This window comes from Streptomyces sp. R35, from assembly GCF_041053035.1.
Lineage (GTDB): Bacteria > Actinomycetota > Actinomycetes > Streptomycetales > Streptomycetaceae > Streptomyces > Streptomyces lutosisoli.
The window spans coordinates 1,617,014-1,635,872 of the sequence record NZ_CP163440.1 but is presented as its reverse complement, the minus strand read 5'-3'; the positions used below and the strand labels follow the sequence as shown (position 1 = coordinate 1,635,872).

Genomic DNA, 18,859 nt, shown 5'->3' with positions numbered 1-18,859 from the left:
CGAGGAGAGGCTCATGTGCCTGGCGGTACCCGGCAGAGTGCTGGACATCGAGGAACGGGACGGCACCCGGATGGCCACCGTCGACTTCGGCGGCGTGGTCAAGGAGGTGTGCCTGGAGTACCTGCCCGACCTCCAGGTCGGCGAGTACGCCATCGTCCACGTCGGGTTCGCCCTGCAACGGCTGGACGAGGAGTCGGCGCGGCAGACGCTCGAACTCTTCGCCGAACTCGGCATGTTGCAGGAGGAGTTCGGCGACGCCTGGGAGATGGCGGCGACGGAGGCGGGCGTCGACCCGGTGGAAGAGGTGCGCAACTAGTGAAGTACATCGACGAGTTCCAGGACCCGGAGCTGGCTCGCCGGCTCCTCGACGACATTCACGCCACGGTGACCAGGCCGTGGGCCCTGATGGAGGTGTGTGGAGGGCAGACGCACAGCATCATTCGCCACGGCATCGACCAGCTCCTGCCGGCGGAGGTCGAACTGATCCACGGGCCGGGCTGTCCTGTGTGCGTGACCCCGCTGGAGGTCATCGACAAGGCTCTGGAGATCGCCTCCCGGCCGGAGGTGATCTTCTGCTCCTTCGGTGACATGTTGCGTGTGCCGGGCACGGGGCGGGACCTGTTCCAGGTCCGCGGGGAAGGCGGTGACGTGCGCGTCGTCTACTCGCCGCTCGACGCGCTGCGGGTCGCGCAGCAGAACCCGGACCGCGAGGTGGTGTTCTTCGGCATCGGCTTCGAGACGACGGCACCCCCCAACGCCATGACGGTCCATCAGGCCCGGAAGCTGGGCATCCCCAACTTCAGCATGCTGGTGTCCCATGTCCGCGTACCGCCGGCCATCGAGGCGATCATGTCGTCGCCGAGGTGCCGGGTGCAGGGCTTCCTCGCGGCCGGGCACGTCTGCAGCGTGATGGGAGTGGGGGAGTACCCGGAACTGGCGGAGCGCTTCCGCGTTCCGATCGTCGTGACGGGCTTCGAGCCACTGGACATCCTCGAAGGCGTGCGCCGGGCCGTCCGTCAGCTGGAACGCGGTGAGCACACCGTCGACAACGCCTACGCCCGTGCCGTCCGCCCGGAGGGCAACCCGGCCGCCCGGGCCATGCTGGAGGACGTCTTCGAGGTCACCGACCGTGCCTGGCGCGGCATCGGGGTGATCCCCGACAGCGGCTGGCGGCTGTCGTCGAAGTACCGCGACCACGACGCCGAGCACCGCTTCTCGGTCGGCGGAATTCGGACGGCCGAACCCGCCGAGTGCCGCAGCGGAGAGGTCCTGCAGGGACTGCTCAAGCCGCACGAGTGCGAGGCCTTCGGCACCCTGTGCACCCCTCGCACCCCCCTGGGAGCCACCATGGTCTCCAGCGAGGGCGCCTGCGCCGCGTACTACCTCTACCGGCGGCTGGACCTGCCCGCCACCAAGGCCCGGGAGGCGACCCCCGTTGTCTGACACCACCGATCTCCCCGCCCCCGCCCTGGACATCGAGGCGTGGACGTGTCCGGCGCCGCTGCGCGACCGGCCCCGTGTCGTGATGGGCCACGGCGGCGGTGGAGCCCTCTCCGCCGAACTGGTCCAGCAGATCTTCGCGCCCGCCTTCGGGGGCGAGGTGCTCGCCCAGATGGGCGATGCCGCCGTCCTCTCCCTGGGCGGTGCCCGGCTGGCGTTCTCCACCGACTCCTACGTGGTGCGGCCGCTGTTCTTCCCCGGCGGCAGCATCGGTGACCTGGCGGTCAACGGCACCGTCAACGACCTCGCCATGAGCGGCGCCCGCGCCGCCTACCTCTCCTGCGGCTTCATCCTGGAGGAGGGCGTCGAGCTGGACGTGGTCACGCGGGTGTCCGCGGCGCTGGGGGCGGCCGCGCGCACCGCCTGTGTGGAGGTGGCCACCGGCGACACCAAGGTGGTGGAGGCCGGCCACGGCGACGGGATCTTCATCAACACGGCGGGCATCGGTCTCGTCCCGGCGGGCGTCGATCTGCGTCCTCAGCGGGTCGTCCCCGGCGACGTCGTGATCGTCAGCGGCGCCATCGGTGTCCACGGGGTGGCGGTCATGAGCGTGCGCGAGGGCCTGGAATTCGGAGTGGAGATCAAGAGCGACTGCGCGGCGCTCGGCGGCCTCGTCGACGCCATGCTCGCCGTCACCCCGGATCTGCACGTACTGCGCGATCCCACCCGAGGCGGCCTGGCGGCCGCGCTCAACGAGATCGCGGAGGCCTCCGGCACAGGGGTGGTCATCCGGGAACGCGACGTCCCGGTGCCGCCGGCCGTGGCCAATGCCTGCGCCATTCTCGGACTGGACCCCATGTACATCGCCAACGAGGGCAAGCTGGTGGCCTTCGTCCCGCGCGAGCACGCCGACGCCGTCCTCGAGGCGATGCGAGCCCACCCTCTGGGCGCGGACTCCGTGATCATCGGTGAGGCCGTCGAGACACATCCCGGTATGGTCGTGGCCCGGACCGGCCTGGGGGGAACGCGGGTGGTCGATCTGCCGATCGGGGAGCAACTGCCGCGGATCTGCTGATACGGGCCTCGCGCGTCGAGGAGGCGGCCGTCCAGCACGGATCGGACCGCTGGTCTAGAAGAAGCCCAACTTCTTCGGTGAGTAGCTCACCAGCAGATTCTTGGTCTCATGGTGGTACGGCAGCCGCAAGGCTGTTGACCAGCAGGAACGGGTTTCATGGTCGCGACCGCTGGGCCGATGGCCCGTGCACGGACCGGATCTCGGCCGGCTGGGCCGCGAGGACGGACGGCTTCAATCGTCCGTCCGTCCTCGGTTGCCGCTCCCGGCCTCCCCGCCCGGCCGGAGCATCTGGCTCGCGGCCAGCTTGCGATAGAGGTCGCTGCCGGCCAGCAACTCCTCATGGCGTCCGCCGGCGGTGGTGCGGCCGTCCTGCAGCACCAGGATGTGGTCGGCGTGCTGCACGGTGGAGAGGCGGTGGGCGATGACCAGCAGGGCGCACTCCTGGGCTACGTCCTTCATGACGGTGGCGAGCGCCGATTCATTGATCGCGTCGAGGTGGGAGGTGGGCTCGTCCAGCAGGAGCAGTGAGGGGCGGGCCAGCAACGCGCGGGCGAGGGCGACGCGTTGGCGTTCGCCGCCGGAGAGGGTGCTGCCGCGTTCGCCGATGACAGCGTCCAGGCCGCCGGGCAGCCGGTCGACGACTTCTTCGAGTCGGGTCAGTTCGACGACGCGCCGGATCTCCGATTCCGTGGCGTCGGGCACGGCGTAGGTGATGTTGCCGCGCAGGCTGCCGTGGACGACGTGGGTGTTCTGGTCGACGACGGCGATGCGTCGACGGCATGCGTCACGGGTGAGTTCGGTCGCGGGCCGCCCGTCGAAGAGGACGGTGCCCGCGTCCGGCTCGTAGAACCTCGCCACCAGGGCGAACACCGTGCTCTTGCCGGCTCCGGACCGGCCCACCAGGGCCACGTGGCGGCGGGGCTGGACGGCGAACGAAACGCCGCGGAGGACCGGCCGTTCCGGGTCGTAGCCGAAGTGGACGTCGCGCAGGGCGAGGGCGGGCTGTTCGCGAGTGACGGACGGCCTGGTCGGCCGCGGTGAGGGTGTGCGATCTCTCGGGATCTGGGGCGCGGTGGGTTCGACAGGCAGGCAGAGCGCCTCGTCGATGCGCTGGTAGGCGCCCATTCCACGTTGGACGAGACCCACGGCACGGAAGACGGAGGACAGCGGCAGGACGAGATACGAGGCGTACAGCAGGAAGGCGACGAGGTCGCCGAGGGAGCCGGCGTGGCCGCCTACGCGCAGGCCGCCGACGACCAGGACGATGAGGAAGGAGCCCTGGACGGCGAGTTCGACGGCGGAGCTCATGACGGAGGCGAGCTTCGCGGTGCGTACCCCCGCGCCGTAGGCCGCATCGACGCGCGCACCGATGCCGGCCCCCTCGCGCTCCTCGGCGCGGTGCACGCGGACCATCGGCAGGGCGCCGAGGGCGCGTTCCAGATCGGCGGCGATGGCACCGACCGAGTCCTGCATGTGTTCGGACGCGCATCTGATACCCGTGAGCAGCGACGCGACGACCACGGCCGCCGCTGCCACGGTGACAGCGACCAGGAGCAGCAGCAGGGGGTCCAGCCACGCCATGAGGATGATCGCCCCGGCGGCGACAAGGCTCCCCGTCACCAGATCGACCAGGGCCTGCGACACGACCTCCCGGAGCAGGGTGGTGTCGGCCGTCACCCGGGAGATGAGGTCGCCGCCCCGGTGGCGGTCGTATTCCCTCATCTCCAGCCGGAGCAGCTGTCCCACCAGCCTGTGACGGAGCTGCCGTACGACGCCTTCGCCCGTCCGCTCCAGAATGAAGCGTCCCGCAGCTCCCGTCGCCGCCTCGATGACGAACAGCGCGCCGAGCAGGCCCAGCAGCGGCCAGATGACCTGTCCGCGGCCGCTCGCGTCCACGACGTGCTTGGCGACGAGCGGCTGGGCCAGTCCCAGGGCGGAGCCCATGAGGGTCAGTACGGTGGCCACGGCGATGGCGCTCCGGTGCCCGGTGGTGAGCCGGTACATCGTGGCCACCGCCGCGCGGGTGGACTTGTCACCCTCGGCAGCCGCGGCCCGGTCGCCGTGCAGGACCGTCGCGCCGGTCATCGGTCCGTCGGCCGTGGCAGTGGGTCGACGGCCACCAGCCGGGCGAAGTAGCCCTCCGGCAAACCCTCGCCGACGGGACGGCCTTCCGCCTCGATCCAGGCGTGCGCGGTGAAGGGCGGGACGACGCGTACACCGGTGCACCAGGTCGGCCACGTTCCGCCGAGCCGGCACAGTAGTGCGGCCCCCAAGGAGCGCGGCAGGCACCCCTTCGGCCCGGCGCAGCGCAGGCTGGCGGCGCACATGGCGTCGCGCGCGTTCTGGGCCTGCGCGGTGGTGGCGGGCGCGGCACCGCGCCGCAGGATGCCGAGTACGGTGCGGATGCGGCGGGGCGGCAGCAGGGCGAAGGCGACGGCAGGGAGCAGGACGAGGCGGGCGGCCAGGCGTCGGGCCAGGGGTACACCGGTAGGTCGCTCCAGCGCGCTGGGCGTCGTCATGAGGCGAGCCCCGAGCTCCGCAGCTGCCGTACGAGCGTCTCGACGTCCTGTAGGGCCTGTGCCTGGTCGATGTCGAACTCCTGGACCAGGGCGGCGGCCGCGTCCGCTTCCTCGCCGCCGTCGAGCAGCGTCCGCACCACGAGAGTGGCAGTCGGGTTCAACTCCCAGTAGGCGCCGGCCCGTTCGTCCAGCAGTACTGTGCCGTAGTCGGTCTCGGCCGTGGAGACGTCGTCGCCGAACCGCAGGGGCATATGAGGGCCTTTCTGACATGGGGATGTGGTCAGGGTCATGGGACGCGGGTGTGGCTGCGGGCAAGGCCCCGCAGCCACACCTCGGCGGCGATCGTGGAGTAGAGGATGGCGTCGGACAACCCCGGGGAGGCGGGCCGCCGGGCGAGGCGGCGGAGCTCGGCGCCGTCCACCAAGCCCAACTCTTCCAGCCTTGAGTCCTCCCACAGGGCCAGCAGGTCGGCGCGGTGTTGGCGCAGTCCGTTGGAGGCATCCATGGCGGCCGTGGCCTTGTTGGCCCGCCGCAGGCAGGCGTCAGGTACGATCCCGCGCATCGCGGCGCTCAGGACGGGCTTGTACTGCCAGGGCGTGACGCGCTCGCTCGGGCGTACGGCGAGACACGCCTCGATGACGCGGTCGTCGAGGAAGGGAGAGGCCATCGGCAGGCCGGCGCGGGCTGCCATCCGGTCCCACTGCCGGATGACGCGGGTGCACGAGCGGATCTGCTCCAGGTCGGCGTGCAGTCCACGGTCCGGATGCAGTGGCGAGGCCGTTGCCGCGGCACCGAGCAGTGCCCGGCGGGCCATTCGTTCGGCCTCGGGAGTCACCCAGTCGAACAGGCGCGGGGCCATGCCCCAGCCGAGACCCGTTGCGACGGACGGGGCCAACGGGCCGCGCAGGTGGCCGGCGGCGTCGGCGAGCCACTTGCCGTACGGCCGGGAGTCGGCGAGAGCGCGGACTGTGCCGCCGAGCGGCCACTGCCACAGCGCCCGGAACCCACGCAACTGTCGGAGGGCGAACAGCGGACTGGTGCGCAGCAGTCGGTGGTAGTACGCCTCGGAGCACCATGCCACGTGGTCGCCGCCGATGCCGGTCAGGTGCAACCGGCTGCCGCGTGCGGCGAGGCCGGGCAGATGGTGCAGGACCCGGGAGCGGTCCATGACGCCGATGGTGGGCTCGTCGAGGAGGTCGTCGATGCCGAGCAGGTCCTCGTAGACCAGCGGTGAGGCGTCGGCGTCCCAGACCACGTGCTCGACGTCCGGGAGGTACCCCATCGCCCGCTCGGCCCAGTGCAGGTCGGTGTCCGCCGGATCGCGTCCCGGCCACGTACTGGCCACCACGCGGGCGGGGGAGCGGTCGGCCAGGAAGCAGACGGAGGTCGAGTCCAGGCCGCCGGACAGGTCGCAGCTCACCACACCGCCCTGAAGGGTACGCGCGCCGACGGCCTCCTCCAGTGCCTTCCGGATCAGGGGCGCCGCTTCGGCGAGCGGCCGGACCGGCTCCGGCGGCGTCCACCACCGGGTGTGCCGTACGCCGCGGCCTTCCGCGGCGACGACCACAGCGTCTTGCGGAGGAACGGCGGTGATCGCACGCCACAGGGACGTCTCGGAGAGCGGATACGGAGCGGGCCACAGCAGCCTTACGGCCAGTTCCTCCACGTCGGGGTCGAGGCCCAGGACGGCGGCGAGCGTGTCGGCTCGGGTAGCGGCCACCCGCACGCCGTCGATCTCCGCGTGGAAGACGAGGCGCAGTCCGGAGGCGGTGCCCTGCACTCTGATCTGTCCGTCGAGGGCGGCGACGAGGTGGAAGCTGCCGGGGAGGGAATGGGCCAGTGCGTCGAGCTCCGCGAGATCACGCAGCCGTGCGACGCGGCGCCGCAGGTCGTCGGCTTGGATCGGGCAGCAGCCGACGACGGCGACGGAGGCACCGCCGGCGTTGGCCGTGAGGACCTCGTCCTCGTGCCAGTGGCCGACCAGCCAGGGCCGGCCCGACGCATGCGCGAGGGTCCGGCTTCCGGGGCGGGCGAAGGAGCGGGCCACGGCGGCCGCGTCCGCACGGTCCGTGAAGACCGCGAAGTGCGCGTCGCCGGGGCCCGTCCCCGCACTTTCGTGCAGTTCAGTCATGACGTCGGTCAGCGACCGTCGGTCGTCAGTTCTTGCTCAGGATCAGTCGGTCGTTGCCGTGGCGCTGCAGCAGCCCCGTCTCCTTCCGGAACGTACCGAGCCGGACGAGCGTCGGCGCCTCATAGGCCTTCTTCATGACTACTCCTCACATGAAGCTTTCCCGACCACCTCCCTGACCGACGGGCCAGAGGACTGGCCGATGTGCCGCCGGTCGGTCCAGGGTTCATCGGGAACCCGGGCCAGGAAGTGGGCACAGCACATAGCTAGCTGCAGGGCGTGAGACCAAGGCAAGAGTGTTTGCGAAGCTCGGATAATATGCAAAAGCCGAATTGCTTGGGTTGTGCGCCCCTCTCGTTTTGGCTGTTGTTGGCGCAGCATTGTTTGTGACCCGGATGTGCGCATGTTTGATTGAACGTTTCGACCTGCGCCCTGGCAGCTGCTCGCCGCACTTGCCGGACACGCATGACGGCGGGCGCCGCCGGGGCGCGCGCCACGCCCCTGGACATGCTCCCCTTGAGGGACCACCACGATCGCCGACGGAGGCTACCGGGGCCCCGGCCTGGTGGTCCCGCACCGTAGCCCGCCAGGCGGCGAAGTCACCGACTGACAGAGGGAACACAACCGCCAGCACAAGCAGGTTCGTGCCAAAGATCGTTACGGGACAGCACTTGGAGAGGGCGGAGCGCCCCTCCGACCCGCGCCACGCCGCCGTCTCGTTCTGGCTGCCCTCCACGTCTGCCGCGCGGAGTGCGCGCCCCGAGCCGGGCACAGCAGCCAGGTCCTTCTCCGCTGCCACGCCAAGTTCGTACGGGTGGGATCTGCCGGGCATCTGCCCTGTTCAGACGCCCTTTTCCGCGTTTGGAAGAAGCCCAGCTTCTTCGGCGAGAGCGCCGTCTGGCGATCGCGTGGTCCTTCGGTGGCTTCTACAGTGTCCCGAGGTGAAGCGATCGGGCAGGGATCGGTGGAGATGAGAAGGGTTGGCTCAAGGGCGTGGCGCAGATCGAGCGGCTGGCGGACCTGAAGCCTGTCCACCAGCGTCTGGCTGCCGTCCTGGCCCTGTGGCGGTGGCGTGCGCCAGTACTCGCGTTCGAGCTCGATGCAGAGTGGGGCGTCGACCAGGCCGCGCTGGAGTCGCTGTTCCCTCTGGCAGCATCACCTGCTGGTGAACGGTCGGATCGCGCATACCGGCGAGCAATCGCCAAGCTATGCACCGCCCCCCTCTTCACGTCTGAAGTCGACGCGGACATGGTCCAGCTCTTCCAGTTGGAGACCATCAGCAGCCTGCTGACCTTCGGCGAGTTGCTGGACAAGCCTCGCCTGCACGAAGCAGAGCGAGTGGTCGAAGCCTCGGCCGACCTGGCGAACTACCTCGACGACCTCGTCGAAGGCTCGTTCTACTCTCACCCCTCGGAGGAAACCCACCGCCAGTACCTCGCCGACCTGGCGGACCGGGCGAGCGAGGGCTATTTCGCGTCACGCAACTTCGCCGTCGAGTCCGCCTGCCACGGCGCTCTCCGGGCACTCCCCGATCCCGCAGGGCTGCTCAGCTCGTCCACCGGTCGCGAGTTGCTCGCGCTTTGCGAAGACTTCAGCGAAGAGCTTGTCACAACGATGCAGTGGCTCCGCACGACGGGTCACTGACGATCGCGTACGGCGTCCCGTCCGGGTGGACCTCTCCAAGATCTTCCATGCCACCTCCGACCGGCACGTCGAGGTCAGGCGCGACGACCTGAGCGAGATCTACGACGATGCTGCGCGCGACGACGTCCAGTACATCTTCGGCGACTCGATCACCGGGATCTCGCCCGACGGCGAGGTGCGGTTCGTGAACGCAGCACCGCGCCGCTTCGACCTCGTCGTCGGCGCGGACGGTCTGCACTCCAACGTGCGTCGCATCGTCTTCGGCGACGAGTCCCGCTTCAGCGCCTTCACCGGGGCCTACCTCGGGGTGCTGACCCTGCCGAACCTCTCCGACCTCGACGGCGAGCTCCTCATCCACGTCGGCGTCGGCCGCACTGCCGGCATGTACGGCGCGCGGCACCTCGGCGACGCCCGGGTGTTGTTCCTGTTCCGGAGCGAGCGCGAGCTCGACTTCCACCACCACGACGGGCCCCGGCAGAAGGGGCTGCTGCGCAGCGCGTTCGACGGCATGCACCCTGACGTGGACCGCTGGCTGAACGAGCTCGACCGCACCCCGTCGTTCTCCTTCGACTCCATCACCCAGCTCCGCATGGACACCTGGTCGCGGGGGAGGGTGACGCTCGTCGGCGACGCGGGCTACTGCCTCGGCCCGGCCGTCGGTGGCAGCACCAGCCTGGCCGTCGTCGGCGCATACGTCCTCGCCGGGGCGCTGGCGCGGGCGGGCGGTGACCACGAGCGCGCGTTTCCCGCCAACGAGGGCGCGATGGCGGAGCACGTGCGCGGCAGTCGCGCGGCCGCGCTCAGCGCGGCGAAGACCCTGATCCCCACTTCACGTCTCGGCGTGCGGGGACTGGCCCAGGGGGTGCTCCGACCTGTCGTCCGCCGTGATCGTCGAGCCCGGTCGGGCCGGTCCTCACCATCGGCGGAACAGCGCGGGTGCGGGCCCGTGACCGGGCGCTGTGGAAGGCTCTGACACGGATCCGATGTTCCCCTGGAGGTCAAGGCCGATCGGCGATGCGGTGCGCCAGCCAGGCGAGAGCGGGTGGCATCCGGTACTCGACGGCGTGGTGCCCCCCCTCGAACAGCTCGAAGTGCACGATGTCGTCGGCCACTCCGACTTCGGTGAGCGCATCGCGGAAGGCCAGTGCGCCCAGATCGAGGAACCACTCGTCGCGGGTGCCGGCGTCGATCCAGATGCCGCGCTGGGAGCGGAGGGCGTCGGCGTGCGTGGTGGCCATCCGTACCGGATCCCAGGCCAGCCAGCGCCGCCACTCGTTCTCGCGCAGGGCCCCGGTGCGGGGGTCGAAGGGAAGGGTGGGGGAGCCGTCGGGGTCAGGGGAGAAGCATGCGGAGACGCCGAGGATCTCCAGGAGGTTCAGGTCCTCCTCCTTGGTGAAGGCGACCCGCGAGCGGAAATCGTCCCACCAGCGGAAGATGTCGCCGCCGTAGGGCCGCAGTTGGCGGGCCGCGGTGAGGAAGTGCGGATGGTACTGGGCTTCGGACAGCGAGTCGCCGGAGTGGGTGGCGAAGGCGCCGAACAGATCCGGGCGGAGCATCGAGGTGATCGCTGCACCGAGTCCGCCGCTGGACTTGCCCGCGATGGCCCGGTGGTCGCGCGCGGGGAGTGTGCGGTAGCGGGCATCGACGTACGGCACGACCTCCTCGCACAGGTAGGAGTGGTAGCGGCCGGTGCCGGGTGAGTCGAGGAACTGGCTGCCGCCGTAGGCGGTCCAGGCGTCCACGAACACCAGCAGCATCCCGGGCGCCTCGCCGCGGGCGAAGATGCCGTCGGCGAGTTCGGGGACGGGCTTGCGAAAGGCCGTGCGGTTGCGCCAGACCGGGAGCGTTCCCGCGTAGCCGAGCAGCAGATAGGTGACGGGGTAGCGGCGTTCGGGAGCGTCGTCGTAGCCGGGTGGGGTGTAGACCCACAGCGGACGTTGCGCCGGGTCGTCGAGGGGGTTGCCGCGGAGCAGCGCGCTGTCGATGACGTGTTCGTCGATGCGGCCGGCGAGCGTGAAGGTGGACATGCCCCGGGACAGTACTACGATTTCAAAATATCTCGATACGTAATTTCTGGAGGGTAGAGTGACGCCGTGACATCACGGCATTCAGCGGCGGAATCGGCGCGGCCACGGGACTCGATCGACCGGCACATCGCCCGCTGGGGGCGTGAAGTCCCAGGTCTGGTGCCTGAGTTGGAGGGCGCCGTCACCCGCATGCAGATGCTCGTGCGCCACCTGCAGCAGAAGAAGGAGGCCGCCCTGGCGCGGCACGGCCTGAAGCTGTGGGAGTACGAGATCCTGTGGCGCCTGCGCTCGGCGGGAGAGCCCTATCGCATGGCGCCTACACGCCTCGCTCAGGGACTCGGCGTCCACCCCGCGACCCTCACCAACCGCCTCGACCGCCTGCAGTCGGCGGGCCTGATCACTCGCGAGCACGCACCTGAGGATCGCCGCAGCCTTCTCGTCGGCCTGACTGCCCAGGGGGCCGAGACGTGGTCGGCGGTGATCGACGACCAGCGGGAGGCCGAGGCCACACTGCTCGCGCCCCTGGCCGAGAAGGAGTTGGGGCAGCTGGCCGACCTCCTGCGGGTCGTGGCCCTTGCCGTCGAGGACGGCGGCCCGCCCCTCATGCCGCACGTCGACTGAACCTCCAGCACCACCACCCCACCCATCCGGCCCTGGCGGAACGCCTGCCGCCGCTTCGCCCGCTGCTACGAATGCCGCGCCACCGCCGCGGTGCTACGGCCAGGAAGGTCACTCGGGTGCGCGGGTGGCCCGGAGGAAGCGGGTCCCCCACTCCTGGACGTGTGCGGCGAACTCCGGTGGCCCCAGGACCTCGAACTCGGCGCCCATGTTGCCCAGTGCCTGCGTCGGCCAGTCGAAGGAGGTCGAGGTCATGGTGAGCCGGCAGCTGTCCTGGGTGAGCGGTTCGATCGTGCCCCACTGGCCGACCACCTGCCGCACCCGTGCGGAGGGAGCGTGGACGACGACCTCGACCGTGTACGGAGCCGGGGCCCCGTTCGATGCGTGGACGAAGGCCACGGCGTCCTCGGCCGGGAGCGGGCGGGGCCGGAAGCGGATGTCGGTCGCCGTCGGCCCGGTCAGCCGGTCGAGGCGGAAACTGCGCCAGTCGTGGCGGTCCAGATCGTAGGCGACGAGGTACCAGCGCCCGCCGAGGGCGACGACGCGGTGCGGTTCGACCTCGCGCCCGGTGGGCACGGCGCCCCGGGCCGTGTAGCCGAACCGCAGCCGCTCCTCGTCCCGGCATGCCTGGGCGACCGCGGTGAGCACACCCGCCGCGACGACAGGCCCGGACGCGGAGGCGGAGACGGTCATCGCGCGCAGGGCATCCACCCTGGCCCTGAGCCGGGGCGGCAGGACCCGCACCACCTTGGTCAGTGCGCGCAGGGACGCATCCTCCATCCCCGCGATCCCGCTCTGTGCCGCGTCGCCGATGCCCACCGCGAGCGCCACCGCCTCCTCGTCGTCCAGCAGCAGCGGGGGCAGGACAGCGCCGGGCGTGAGCTGGTAGCCGCCATCCGTGCCCCGGGCCGCGCTGACCGGGTAGCCGAGCTCGCGCAGCCTGTCGACGTCGCGGCGCAGGGTCCGCTCGGACACCCCGAGCCGGTCGGCCAGTTCCAGGCCGGGCCAGTGGCGGTGGGTCTGCAGCAGGGAAAGCAGTCTGAGGGTCCGTGAGCTGGTGTTCGCCATGCCGGAATACTGCCCGAGTTCCGGTCAGGAAGTGGCCGGAAGCCTCCCTAGGGTCGATCTCGAAGGCCGTACCGGACCGATGTGAGGACCAAGAAATGATCACCCGTGAGATCCAGCTGGCCGCGCAGATCACCGGCGTCCCGACGCTCGACCACTTCACCGTCGCCGAGACCGAGGTGGACGGCGAGGTCCTGGTGCGGACCGACCAGGTGGGGCTCGCCGCGACGTACCTGGAGCTGATGCGGGCCGACTGCACCCTCCCGGTGCCGGCCTGGCAGCCGGGCCGGCGGGTGGGATTGGCCGCCATCGGCACGGTCGTCCGGTCCGACAGCCCCGAGCTCGCGGTCGGCGACATGGTCCGGTCGATGGCCGGCTGGAGCGAGTACTCGGCGGGTCCGGCCGCCGGGTACGTCAAGCTCGACCGCGGACTCTTCACCGACCCCGGGTATCACCTGGGCCAGGGGCCGACCGCTTACTACGGGGTGGCCGACGTGGCGGCCGTCGGCGAGGGCGATGTGGTGTTCGTCTCCGGTGCGGCGGGCGGGGTCGGCTCGCTGGCCGGGCAGATCGCCAGGTGTCGCGGCGCGGCGCGGGTGATCGGCAGTGCCGGAAGCCCGGCCAAGGTCACGTACCTGGTGAACGAACTTGGCTACGACGCCGCGTTCGACTACCACGACGGCTCCGCCGCGGACCGGCTCAAGGAGGCCGCGCCCGAGGGCATCTCGGTGTTCTTCGACGTCGTGGGCGGCGAGCAGTACGACGCCGCGCTGCAGGCGGCCCGGCCCGGGGCGCGCTTCGCCCTGTGCGGTTCACTGTCGAGCCAGCTCGGCGACGCGGCGGAACGTTTCCCGAAGCCCGACCGCGCGGCGGCCGAGGCCAAGGGCATCGAGCTGCTGCCGTTCTCCTGTTACCACACGCCCGATCAGATCGCGGCCTGGCGGGAGCACTTCAGCAGGTGGCTGGGCGAGGGCCGCTTCGTCTACCCGCAGATGGTCGTCGAGGGAGGGATCGAGGACGTGCCGCGGGCGTTCCTCTCACTGCTTCAGGGTTCCTACCAGGGCAATGTCTCGGTGCGTCTGTCGTGACCACGCTCTCCCTCCGAGCCCTGAACCGGGCGCTGACGGACCGGCAGTTCCTGCTGGCGCGCACCGATCGCACTCCGCTGGAGGTGATCGGGCGACTGGTCGCACTGCAGGCACAGGAACCCAACTGGGCCTACGTCGGACTGTGGAGCAGGATCCACGGCTTCACACAGTCCCAGCTCACCGCACTACTGGAGGACCGGCAGGTGGTCCGCTCCGGCCTGCTCCGCAGCACCCAGCACCTCGCCGCGGCCGACGACTTCCGTCGGCTGCGGCCGCTGATGCAGCCCGTGCTCGACCGCACCGCCGGCTCGCCGCACTTCACCCGGAACAGCACAGGGCTGGACGCGGTGTCCTTGGTGGCCGAGGGACTCGACCTGCTCGGGGACGGGACGCTGTCGCGGAGGGAGCTGGCCCGACGGCTGGCCGAACGCCACCCGGGACGCGACGGGCGGATCCTGGCCGGGGAGGTTGAACTGCGCACTCCGCTCGTCCACGGCGCGGCCACCGGCGCCTGGGGTTCCTGGGGCAACCGGTCGGCGGTCTCCGTCACGCCCGCCGAGGTCTGGCTGGGACAGCCGATGGGGACGGCGGCGACGGCGACCGGCGTCACGGATTCGGCCAAGGAGCTGATCCGCCGCTATCTGGCCGCCTTCGGCCCGGCCGGGGTGAAGGACGTCCAGGCCTGGTGCGGACTGACTCGCCTGGGCGAAGTCGTCGCGGAGATGCGTGCCGAACTGCGCCGCTACCGCGACCCCGAAGGCAGGGAACTGATCGATCTGGCCGACGCGGAGCTGCCCGACCCCGAGACTCCCGCTCCCGTGCGGCTGCTGCCCGCATTCGACAACGTCCTGCTCGGCCACGTGGACCGGACCCGCGTCATCAGTGACGAGGACCGTAAGCGCGTGATGCCCGGCCAGGCGCGGGTACGGCCCACCTTCCTGGTGGACGGCCGGGTGCACGGAACGTGGTCCCTCGACGCCGGGACGCTGCGCCTCACCCCTTTTCGGCCGCTCTGCGCCACCGATCGGGCGGCCCTGGAACAGGAGGCCGTCCGGCTGCTGCCGTTCGTGGGAGGCACGACGGTGTCCTACGGCACCATGGTCGCAACCCGGTCGTTTTGAGGTTCCACCCCAAGAACCCCACGGACTCTAGGCCGCACGGTGTGTTGCTGCCGATCCACTGAGGGACGTTCCACCTGGCTTTCCATGCGTGGGTGGAGCCGGGGGAGTGGACCAGGGATGCGGCTGGGAAGGTCGGGCAGGCCGTTGCTTCCCCTCAGCCTGGTGAGCCTTTCGAGCCGGCCAGGCAGCTTCCCGCGGACCCGTGGTGGCGCGCCGTGTCCGGCCCGATCGTTCACCCGTGGCGTCGGCCGGAGTCAATGGTGACGGCGGTCGCTGACAAGCGGAGCGAGGATCTCGACTTCGCTGGTGACGTGTGACATCGAGCGAGCATGAGACCGGCCGGATCGTAGAGATGTTGAGCCGGTATCCCGCTGCAGCATATGAGCGCGTGATCCTTGCGTCGGACGGACTGCCTCGCGAGGAACGCTCGTATCCCCCTCGACAGTTCAGACCCCTGCCGACGCTGGGTGGCGCGGCGCGGGTTTCCGTCAGAACGTACTTCGTGAACTGCGGGGGCGATGATCGGTCGGCAACGCCTCTGGGAATGTGAGTCCTGTGCTGGGTGAGGATCTGCTCCGCTTCGCCGACATGGTTCCGATGACGCATCATGTGGAGCGCGTTGCGACACTGGGGGTTTGCCGCGAAGACGTCCTGACCTGCAGGGGCGGAGTCTTGAGGCGTGAGTGACGCATGTGGCCCACGCCCCGTATTCAATCTGATGTGGTGCTAGGAGCCGGTGCTCACTCGCCGGATTCTCGGGCTAGCTGTGGTTCGCATGGACTTGTGACGCTCATTGGAGGCGGCTCGTGGGGGTGATGTCCTTCCGCGACTGGTCCGGGAGAAGCTCCCTGGGATGTCAGACGGTAGGGCGAGAAGCCCAATTGATTACAGACGGTAGCTCCCGTGTCGGGTTGCCTGGAGCGCAACGATGCCTCCAGGCAACCGACTTCAGGCTCTAGAAGAACCCAAGCTTCTTCGGGCTGTATGAAACAAGAATGTTCTTCGTCTGCTGGTAGTGCTCCAGCATCATCTTGTGGGTCTCGCGGCCGATGCCGGACTGCTTGTAGCCGCCGAACGCCGCGTGTGCCGGGTACGCGTGGTAGCAGTTCGTCCAGACGCGGCCCGCCTGGATCGAACGGCCCGCACGGTAGGCGGTGTTGATGTCCCGCGTCCATACGCCGGCCCCGAGCCCGTACAGGGTGTCGTTCGCGATCTTGATGGCGTCGTCGAAGTCGTCGAACGATGTGACGGAGACGACCGGTCCGAAGATCTCCTCCTGGAAGATCCGCATGCGGTTGTCGCCCTCGAAGATCGTCGGCTGGACGTAGTAACCGCCCTTCAACTCCCCGTCGTACTCGATGCGTTCACCACCCGTGAGGACCTTGGCGCCCTCCTGCCGGCCGACGTCCAGGTAGGAGAGGATCTTCTCCAACTGGTCGTTGGAGGCCTGGGCGCCGATCATCGTGTCGGTGTCCAGCGGATGGCCGGGCTTGATGAGTTCGGTGCGGGCGACCGCCGCCTGAAGGAACTCGCGGTAGTGGCCGCGCTGGATCAGTGCGCGCGACGGGCAGGTGCACACCTCGCCCTGATTGAGCGCGAACATCGTGAAGCCTTCGAGCGCCTTGTCGCGGAAGTCGTCGTTCTCGGCCCAGACGTCGTCGAAGAAGATGTTCGGGGACTTGCCGCCGAGCTCCAGCGTCACCGGCTTGATGTTCTCCGAGGCGTACTGCATGATCAGCCGCCCCGTCGTGGTCTCACCCGTGAACGCGACCTTCGCCACCCGCGGGCTGGACGCGAGCGGCTTTCCCGCCTCCACGCCGAAGCCGTTGACGATGTTCACGACGCCCGGCGGCAGCAGGTCCGCGATCAGGCTCATCCAGTAGTGGATGGACGCCGGGGTCTGCTCGGCGGGCTTGATGACGACCGCGTTGCCGGCCGCCAGCGCAGGGGCGAGCTTCCAGACCGCCATCAGGATGGGGAAGTTCCACGGAATGATCTGCGCGACGACGCCGAGCGGCTCGTGGAAGTGGTACGCGACGGTGTCGTCGTCGACCTCGCCGAGCGAACCCTCCTGCGCGCGGATCGCCCCCGCGAAGTAGCGGAAGTGGTCGATCGCGAGCGGGATGTCGGCCGCCAGGGTCTCGCGCACCGGCTTGCCGTTCTCCCAGCTCTCGGCGACCGCCAGCTTCTCCAGGTTCGCCTCCATCCGGTCGGCGATCTTGAGCAGGATGTCACCACGCGCGGTGACGGAGGTGCGGCCCCAGGCGGGCGCCGCCGCGTGCGCCGCGTCCAGCGCGCGCTCCACGTCCTCGGCGGTGCCCCGCGCGACCTCTGTGAACGGCTGCCCGTTCACCGGACTCGGGTTCTCGAAGTACTGCCCGCGAGCCGGCGGCACGTACTCGCCGCCGATGAAGTGGTCGTAACGCGCCTGGTAGGAGACGATCGCGCCCTCGGTGCCAGGCGCCGCGTAACGGGTCATGCTGGTCTGCCTCCCGGAGAAGCGCTGCCCGCCATTGGGCAGCTCTCGCCGCGAGGCTAGGAACGCCGACGTTGCGAAGACGTTGCGTGCCCGGGAATCGGCCTGTGGGGTTACGCCGGTGGCGCGGTGGCGCGGTGGCGCGGTGGCGCGGTGGCGCGGTGGCGCGGTGGCGCGGTGGCGCCGTGCCGGGTTGGCCCAGTGGCCCCGTGCCGGGGTGCCGGGGTGCCGGGGTGCCGGGGGCGCCGCGTGCCCCGGTGGCTGTTGGGTTTGCGGTGTGTTCGTCAGTGGGGTGTCGGGCGCGTCGTCCCCTGGTGTGCCGGTCGCGTCCGTCCGTGGGGTGCGGGGTGCGCCCAGCCCGGTGGCGCCGACAGCTCGGCCTCCAACGCAGCCAGCCGCGCCCGCACCGCCGCCGTCGGGCGCACCGCGGCCAGCGCCCGCCATACGTCGAGGTCGTCCTCGCCCCACGGCGCGCGGGCCCAGTCGGCCAGCAGGTCGGGATCGCGGCGGGCGATGAGCGCCGTACGCAGCCCCTCGGCGAGCCGGTGCCGCAGCCGCACCACCGCCGGTGCCCCTGAACCCGGCAACAGCGGACCGGCGTACACCGCCGCGGCCGCCGTGACCGCGCCGGTGCCGAGCCGTCGCTCCACGACCGCGACATCGGACTCGACCGGCGCCGTGAGCCGATAGGGGCGCGAACCCAGCAGCCCCGGGCCGAGAACTCGGCGCAGCCGTGCCAGTTCGGCGCGCAGCGTCACCGGCGTCACCGACTCGTCCTCGTACAGCGCGCACAACAACTCGTCGCCCGTCAGACCCTCCGGGTGCCGGGCCAGCAGCACCAGGATCTCGCTGTGCCTGCGGCTGAGCCTGATCTTCCGCCCGCCCGCGAGCAGTTGAGCCTCGTCGCGGCCCAGCGCGGTCAGTTCGACCGTGTCGGCCATGGCCTTCGGCGGTGCGAACAACGCCAGTTGGGACTCCGCGGCGCGCGCCACCGCCTGCACGAAACCGAGACTGTGCGGATGCGCGAGCCCGTCCCCGCCGGTGATGTCCACCGCGCCGAGCACCCGCCCGGTGCGCGGATCGTGCACGGGTGCCGCCGCGCACGTCCAGGGCTGGACACGCCGGATGAAGTGCTCGGCCGCGAACACCTGCACCGGCCGGTCGACGGCCACCGCCGTGCCAGGAGCGTTCGTACCGACCGCCGTCTCCGACCACCGCGCACCCGGCACGAAGTTCATCCGCCCCGCCCGCCGCCGCGGCACCGGATGGCCCTCGACCCACAGCAGTCTGCCCTGCGCGTCGCACACCGCCAGGAGGTGCTCCCCGTCCGCCGCGAACGTTCCCATGAGTTCCCGGAACAGCGGCATCACCCGGGCCAGCGGATGCTCGGCCCGATACGAGCCCAGATCCCCGTCCGTGAGCTCCACGCTCGCGGTGCCGTCCGGCACGACGCCAGCCCGTGCCGAACGCCGCCACGAGTCGGCCACCACGGAACGCACCGGCCGTGGCACCGTGCCCGCCTCGGTGAACGCCTCGTGGGCACGACGCAGGATCTGCACCCGCTCGACGGGATCGGTGCCCGGTTCCAGGGCCACCCATGGATCGGTCAACTCGGCCTCCCGGCAGGCGATGCGGCTGGGACCATCGTCACTCCCGGT

Annotated in this window: 17 protein-coding genes and 2 pseudogenes; 10 read left to right on the top strand and 9 right to left on the bottom strand. The window is 70.5% G+C overall.

All coding sequences use genetic code 11. From position 1 onward, the window contains the following. Positions 1–13 precede the first annotated feature (13 nt). The 3 genes from AB5J50_RS07785 to hypE are packed head-to-tail and all read left to right on the top strand — an operon-like array spanning position 14 to position 2,515. Positions 14–316 carry a HypC/HybG/HupF family hydrogenase formation chaperone gene (locus AB5J50_RS07785; protein WP_369256181.1) on the top strand — a complete coding sequence of 101 codons (303 nt, stop codon included), beginning with the start codon at positions 14–16 and terminating at the stop codon, positions 314–316. Next, entirely contained in the window at positions 316–1,443 is a 1,128-nt protein-coding gene (hypD, locus tag AB5J50_RS07780; protein WP_369256179.1) for a hydrogenase formation protein HypD, read from the top strand. The genes AB5J50_RS07785 and hypD overlap by 1 nt, the downstream gene beginning before the upstream one ends. After that, positions 1,436–2,515: a hydrogenase expression/formation protein HypE gene (gene hypE, locus AB5J50_RS07775; RefSeq protein ID WP_369256177.1), complete on the top strand. Its 1,080-nt coding sequence runs from the start codon at positions 1,436–1,438 to the stop codon at positions 2,513–2,515. The genes hypD and hypE overlap by 8 nt, the downstream gene beginning before the upstream one ends. 231 nt (positions 2,516–2,746) lie before the next feature. Here the strand turns inward: hypE and AB5J50_RS07770 are convergent, their stop codons facing one another. From AB5J50_RS07770 to AB5J50_RS07750, 5 genes are read right to left on the bottom strand one after another with little or no spacing between them, the layout of a single operon-like run. Further along, the gene (locus tag AB5J50_RS07770; protein WP_369256175.1) at positions 2,747–4,600 is read right to left on the bottom strand and encodes an ABC transporter ATP-binding protein; all 1,854 of its coding nucleotides are present in this window, start codon (positions 4,598–4,600) and stop codon (positions 2,747–2,749) included. Next, positions 4,597–5,034, bottom strand: coding sequence for a lasso peptide biosynthesis B2 protein (locus tag AB5J50_RS07765; protein ID WP_369256173.1), 438 nt, complete (start codon positions 5,032–5,034; stop codon positions 4,597–4,599). Before AB5J50_RS07765 ends, AB5J50_RS07770 begins: the two co-directional genes overlap by 4 nt. Next, positions 5,031–5,285 (bottom strand): lasso peptide biosynthesis PqqD family chaperone, encoded by a 255-nt coding sequence (locus AB5J50_RS07760; protein WP_369256171.1) that lies wholly within the window; start codon positions 5,283–5,285, stop codon positions 5,031–5,033. Before AB5J50_RS07760 ends, AB5J50_RS07765 begins: the two co-directional genes overlap by 4 nt. A 35-nt stretch (positions 5,286–5,320) precedes the next feature. Continuing rightward, positions 5,321–7,165 (bottom strand): lasso peptide isopeptide bond-forming cyclase, encoded by a 1,845-nt coding sequence (locus AB5J50_RS07755; RefSeq protein ID WP_369256169.1) that lies wholly within the window; start codon positions 7,163–7,165, stop codon positions 5,321–5,323. Between the two features lie 25 nt (positions 7,166–7,190). Further along, positions 7,191–7,301, bottom strand: coding sequence for a keywimysin-related RiPP (locus AB5J50_RS07750; RefSeq protein WP_107407388.1), 111 nt, complete (start codon positions 7,299–7,301; stop codon positions 7,191–7,193). A gap of 384 nt (positions 7,302–7,685) precedes the next feature. Between AB5J50_RS07750 and AB5J50_RS07745 the strand changes: the two are divergent. The 3 genes and pseudogenes from AB5J50_RS07745 to AB5J50_RS07735 all read left to right on the top strand — a co-directional run. Next, a pseudogene (locus AB5J50_RS07745) lies at positions 7,686–7,769 on the top strand (IS5/IS1182 family transposase); the annotation flags it as partial. 386 nt (positions 7,770–8,155) lie between these two features. Beyond that, on the top strand, positions 8,156–8,806 hold the full coding sequence (locus AB5J50_RS07740; RefSeq protein WP_369256167.1) for a hypothetical protein: 651 nt from the start codon (positions 8,156–8,158) through the stop codon (positions 8,804–8,806). Positions 8,807–8,831: 25 nt separating this feature from the next. Next, a complete protein-coding gene (locus AB5J50_RS07735; RefSeq protein WP_369256165.1) occupies positions 8,832–9,779 on the top strand; it encodes an FAD-dependent oxidoreductase in 948 nt (315 codons plus the stop codon). Between the two features lie 25 nt (positions 9,780–9,804). Here AB5J50_RS07735 and AB5J50_RS07730 read toward each other — a convergent pair whose 3' ends face one another. After that, the gene (locus tag AB5J50_RS07730) at positions 9,805–10,833 is read right to left on the bottom strand and encodes an alpha/beta hydrolase (protein ID WP_369256163.1); all 1,029 of its coding nucleotides are present in this window, start codon (positions 10,831–10,833) and stop codon (positions 9,805–9,807) included. A gap of 66 nt (positions 10,834–10,899) precedes the next feature. Between AB5J50_RS07730 and AB5J50_RS07725 the strand changes: the two genes are divergently transcribed. Then, entirely contained in the window at positions 10,900–11,454 is a 555-nt protein-coding gene (locus AB5J50_RS07725; RefSeq protein WP_369256161.1) for a MarR family winged helix-turn-helix transcriptional regulator, read from the top strand. A 108-nt stretch (positions 11,455–11,562) separates the two neighbouring features. Here AB5J50_RS07725 and AB5J50_RS07720 read toward each other — a convergent pair whose 3' ends face one another. Next, positions 11,563–12,519, bottom strand: a complete 957-nt coding sequence (locus AB5J50_RS07720) for a helix-turn-helix transcriptional regulator (protein ID WP_369256159.1) — start codon at positions 12,517–12,519, stop codon at positions 11,563–11,565. Positions 12,520–12,614: 95 nt separating this feature from the next. On the opposite strand from AB5J50_RS07720, the gene AB5J50_RS07715 reads away from it, so the two are divergent. The 3 genes and pseudogenes from AB5J50_RS07715 to AB5J50_RS07705 form a co-directional block, all read left to right on the top strand. Then, positions 12,615–13,604 carry a zinc-binding dehydrogenase gene (locus AB5J50_RS07715; protein ID WP_369256157.1) on the top strand — a complete coding sequence of 330 codons (990 nt, stop codon included), beginning with the start codon at positions 12,615–12,617 and terminating at the stop codon, positions 13,602–13,604. After that, the gene (locus tag AB5J50_RS07710; protein WP_369256155.1) at positions 13,601–14,725 is read left to right on the top strand and encodes a winged helix DNA-binding domain-containing protein; all 1,125 of its coding nucleotides are present in this window, start codon (positions 13,601–13,603) and stop codon (positions 14,723–14,725) included. The genes AB5J50_RS07715 and AB5J50_RS07710 overlap by 4 nt, the downstream gene beginning before the upstream one ends. 32 nt (positions 14,726–14,757) lie before the next feature. After that, positions 14,758–15,042: pseudogene (locus AB5J50_RS07705) on the top strand (MBL fold metallo-hydrolase); the annotation flags it as partial. 638 nt (positions 15,043–15,680) lie between these two features. On the opposite strand, the gene AB5J50_RS07700 reads toward AB5J50_RS07705, so the two are convergent. Both AB5J50_RS07700 and AB5J50_RS07695 read right to left on the bottom strand, forming a co-directional pair. Next, positions 15,681–17,204 (bottom strand): aldehyde dehydrogenase family protein, encoded by a 1,524-nt coding sequence (locus AB5J50_RS07700; RefSeq protein ID WP_369256153.1) that lies wholly within the window; start codon positions 17,202–17,204, stop codon positions 15,681–15,683. 281 nt (positions 17,205–17,485) lie between these two features. Beyond that, entirely contained in the window at positions 17,486–18,811 is a 1,326-nt protein-coding gene (locus AB5J50_RS07695; RefSeq protein WP_369256151.1) for a GAF domain-containing protein, read from the bottom strand. Positions 18,812–18,859: the final 48 nt, after the last annotated feature.

Bases quoted from the DNA above. Each gene is read 5' to 3' on its own strand.
- AB5J50_RS07785 (WP_369256181.1), top strand. From the start codon at position 14: ATGTGCCTGGCGGTACCCGGCAGAGTGCTGGACATCGAGGAACGGGAC.
- AB5J50_RS07770 (WP_369256175.1), bottom strand. From the start codon at position 4,600: ATGACCGGCGCGACGGTCCTGCACGGCGACCGGGCCGCGGCTGCCGAG.
- AB5J50_RS07765 (WP_369256173.1), bottom strand. From the start codon at position 5,034: ATGACGACGCCCAGCGCGCTGGAGCGACCTACCGGTGTACCCCTGGCC.
- AB5J50_RS07760 (WP_369256171.1), bottom strand. From the start codon at position 5,285: ATGCCCCTGCGGTTCGGCGACGACGTCTCCACGGCCGAGACCGACTAC.
- AB5J50_RS07755 (WP_369256169.1), bottom strand. From the start codon at position 7,165: ATGACTGAACTGCACGAAAGTGCGGGGACGGGCCCCGGCGACGCGCAC.
- AB5J50_RS07750 (WP_107407388.1), bottom strand. From the start codon at position 7,301: ATGAAGAAGGCCTATGAGGCGCCGACGCTCGTCCGGCTCGGTACGTTC.
- AB5J50_RS07730 (WP_369256163.1), bottom strand. From the start codon at position 10,833: ATGTCCACCTTCACGCTCGCCGGCCGCATCGACGAACACGTCATCGAC.
- AB5J50_RS07720 (WP_369256159.1), bottom strand. From the start codon at position 12,519: ATGGCGAACACCAGCTCACGGACCCTCAGACTGCTTTCCCTGCTGCAG.
- AB5J50_RS07715 (WP_369256157.1), top strand. From the start codon at position 12,615: ATGATCACCCGTGAGATCCAGCTGGCCGCGCAGATCACCGGCGTCCCG.
- AB5J50_RS07700 (WP_369256153.1), bottom strand. From the start codon at position 17,204: ATGACCCGTTACGCGGCGCCTGGCACCGAGGGCGCGATCGTCTCCTAC.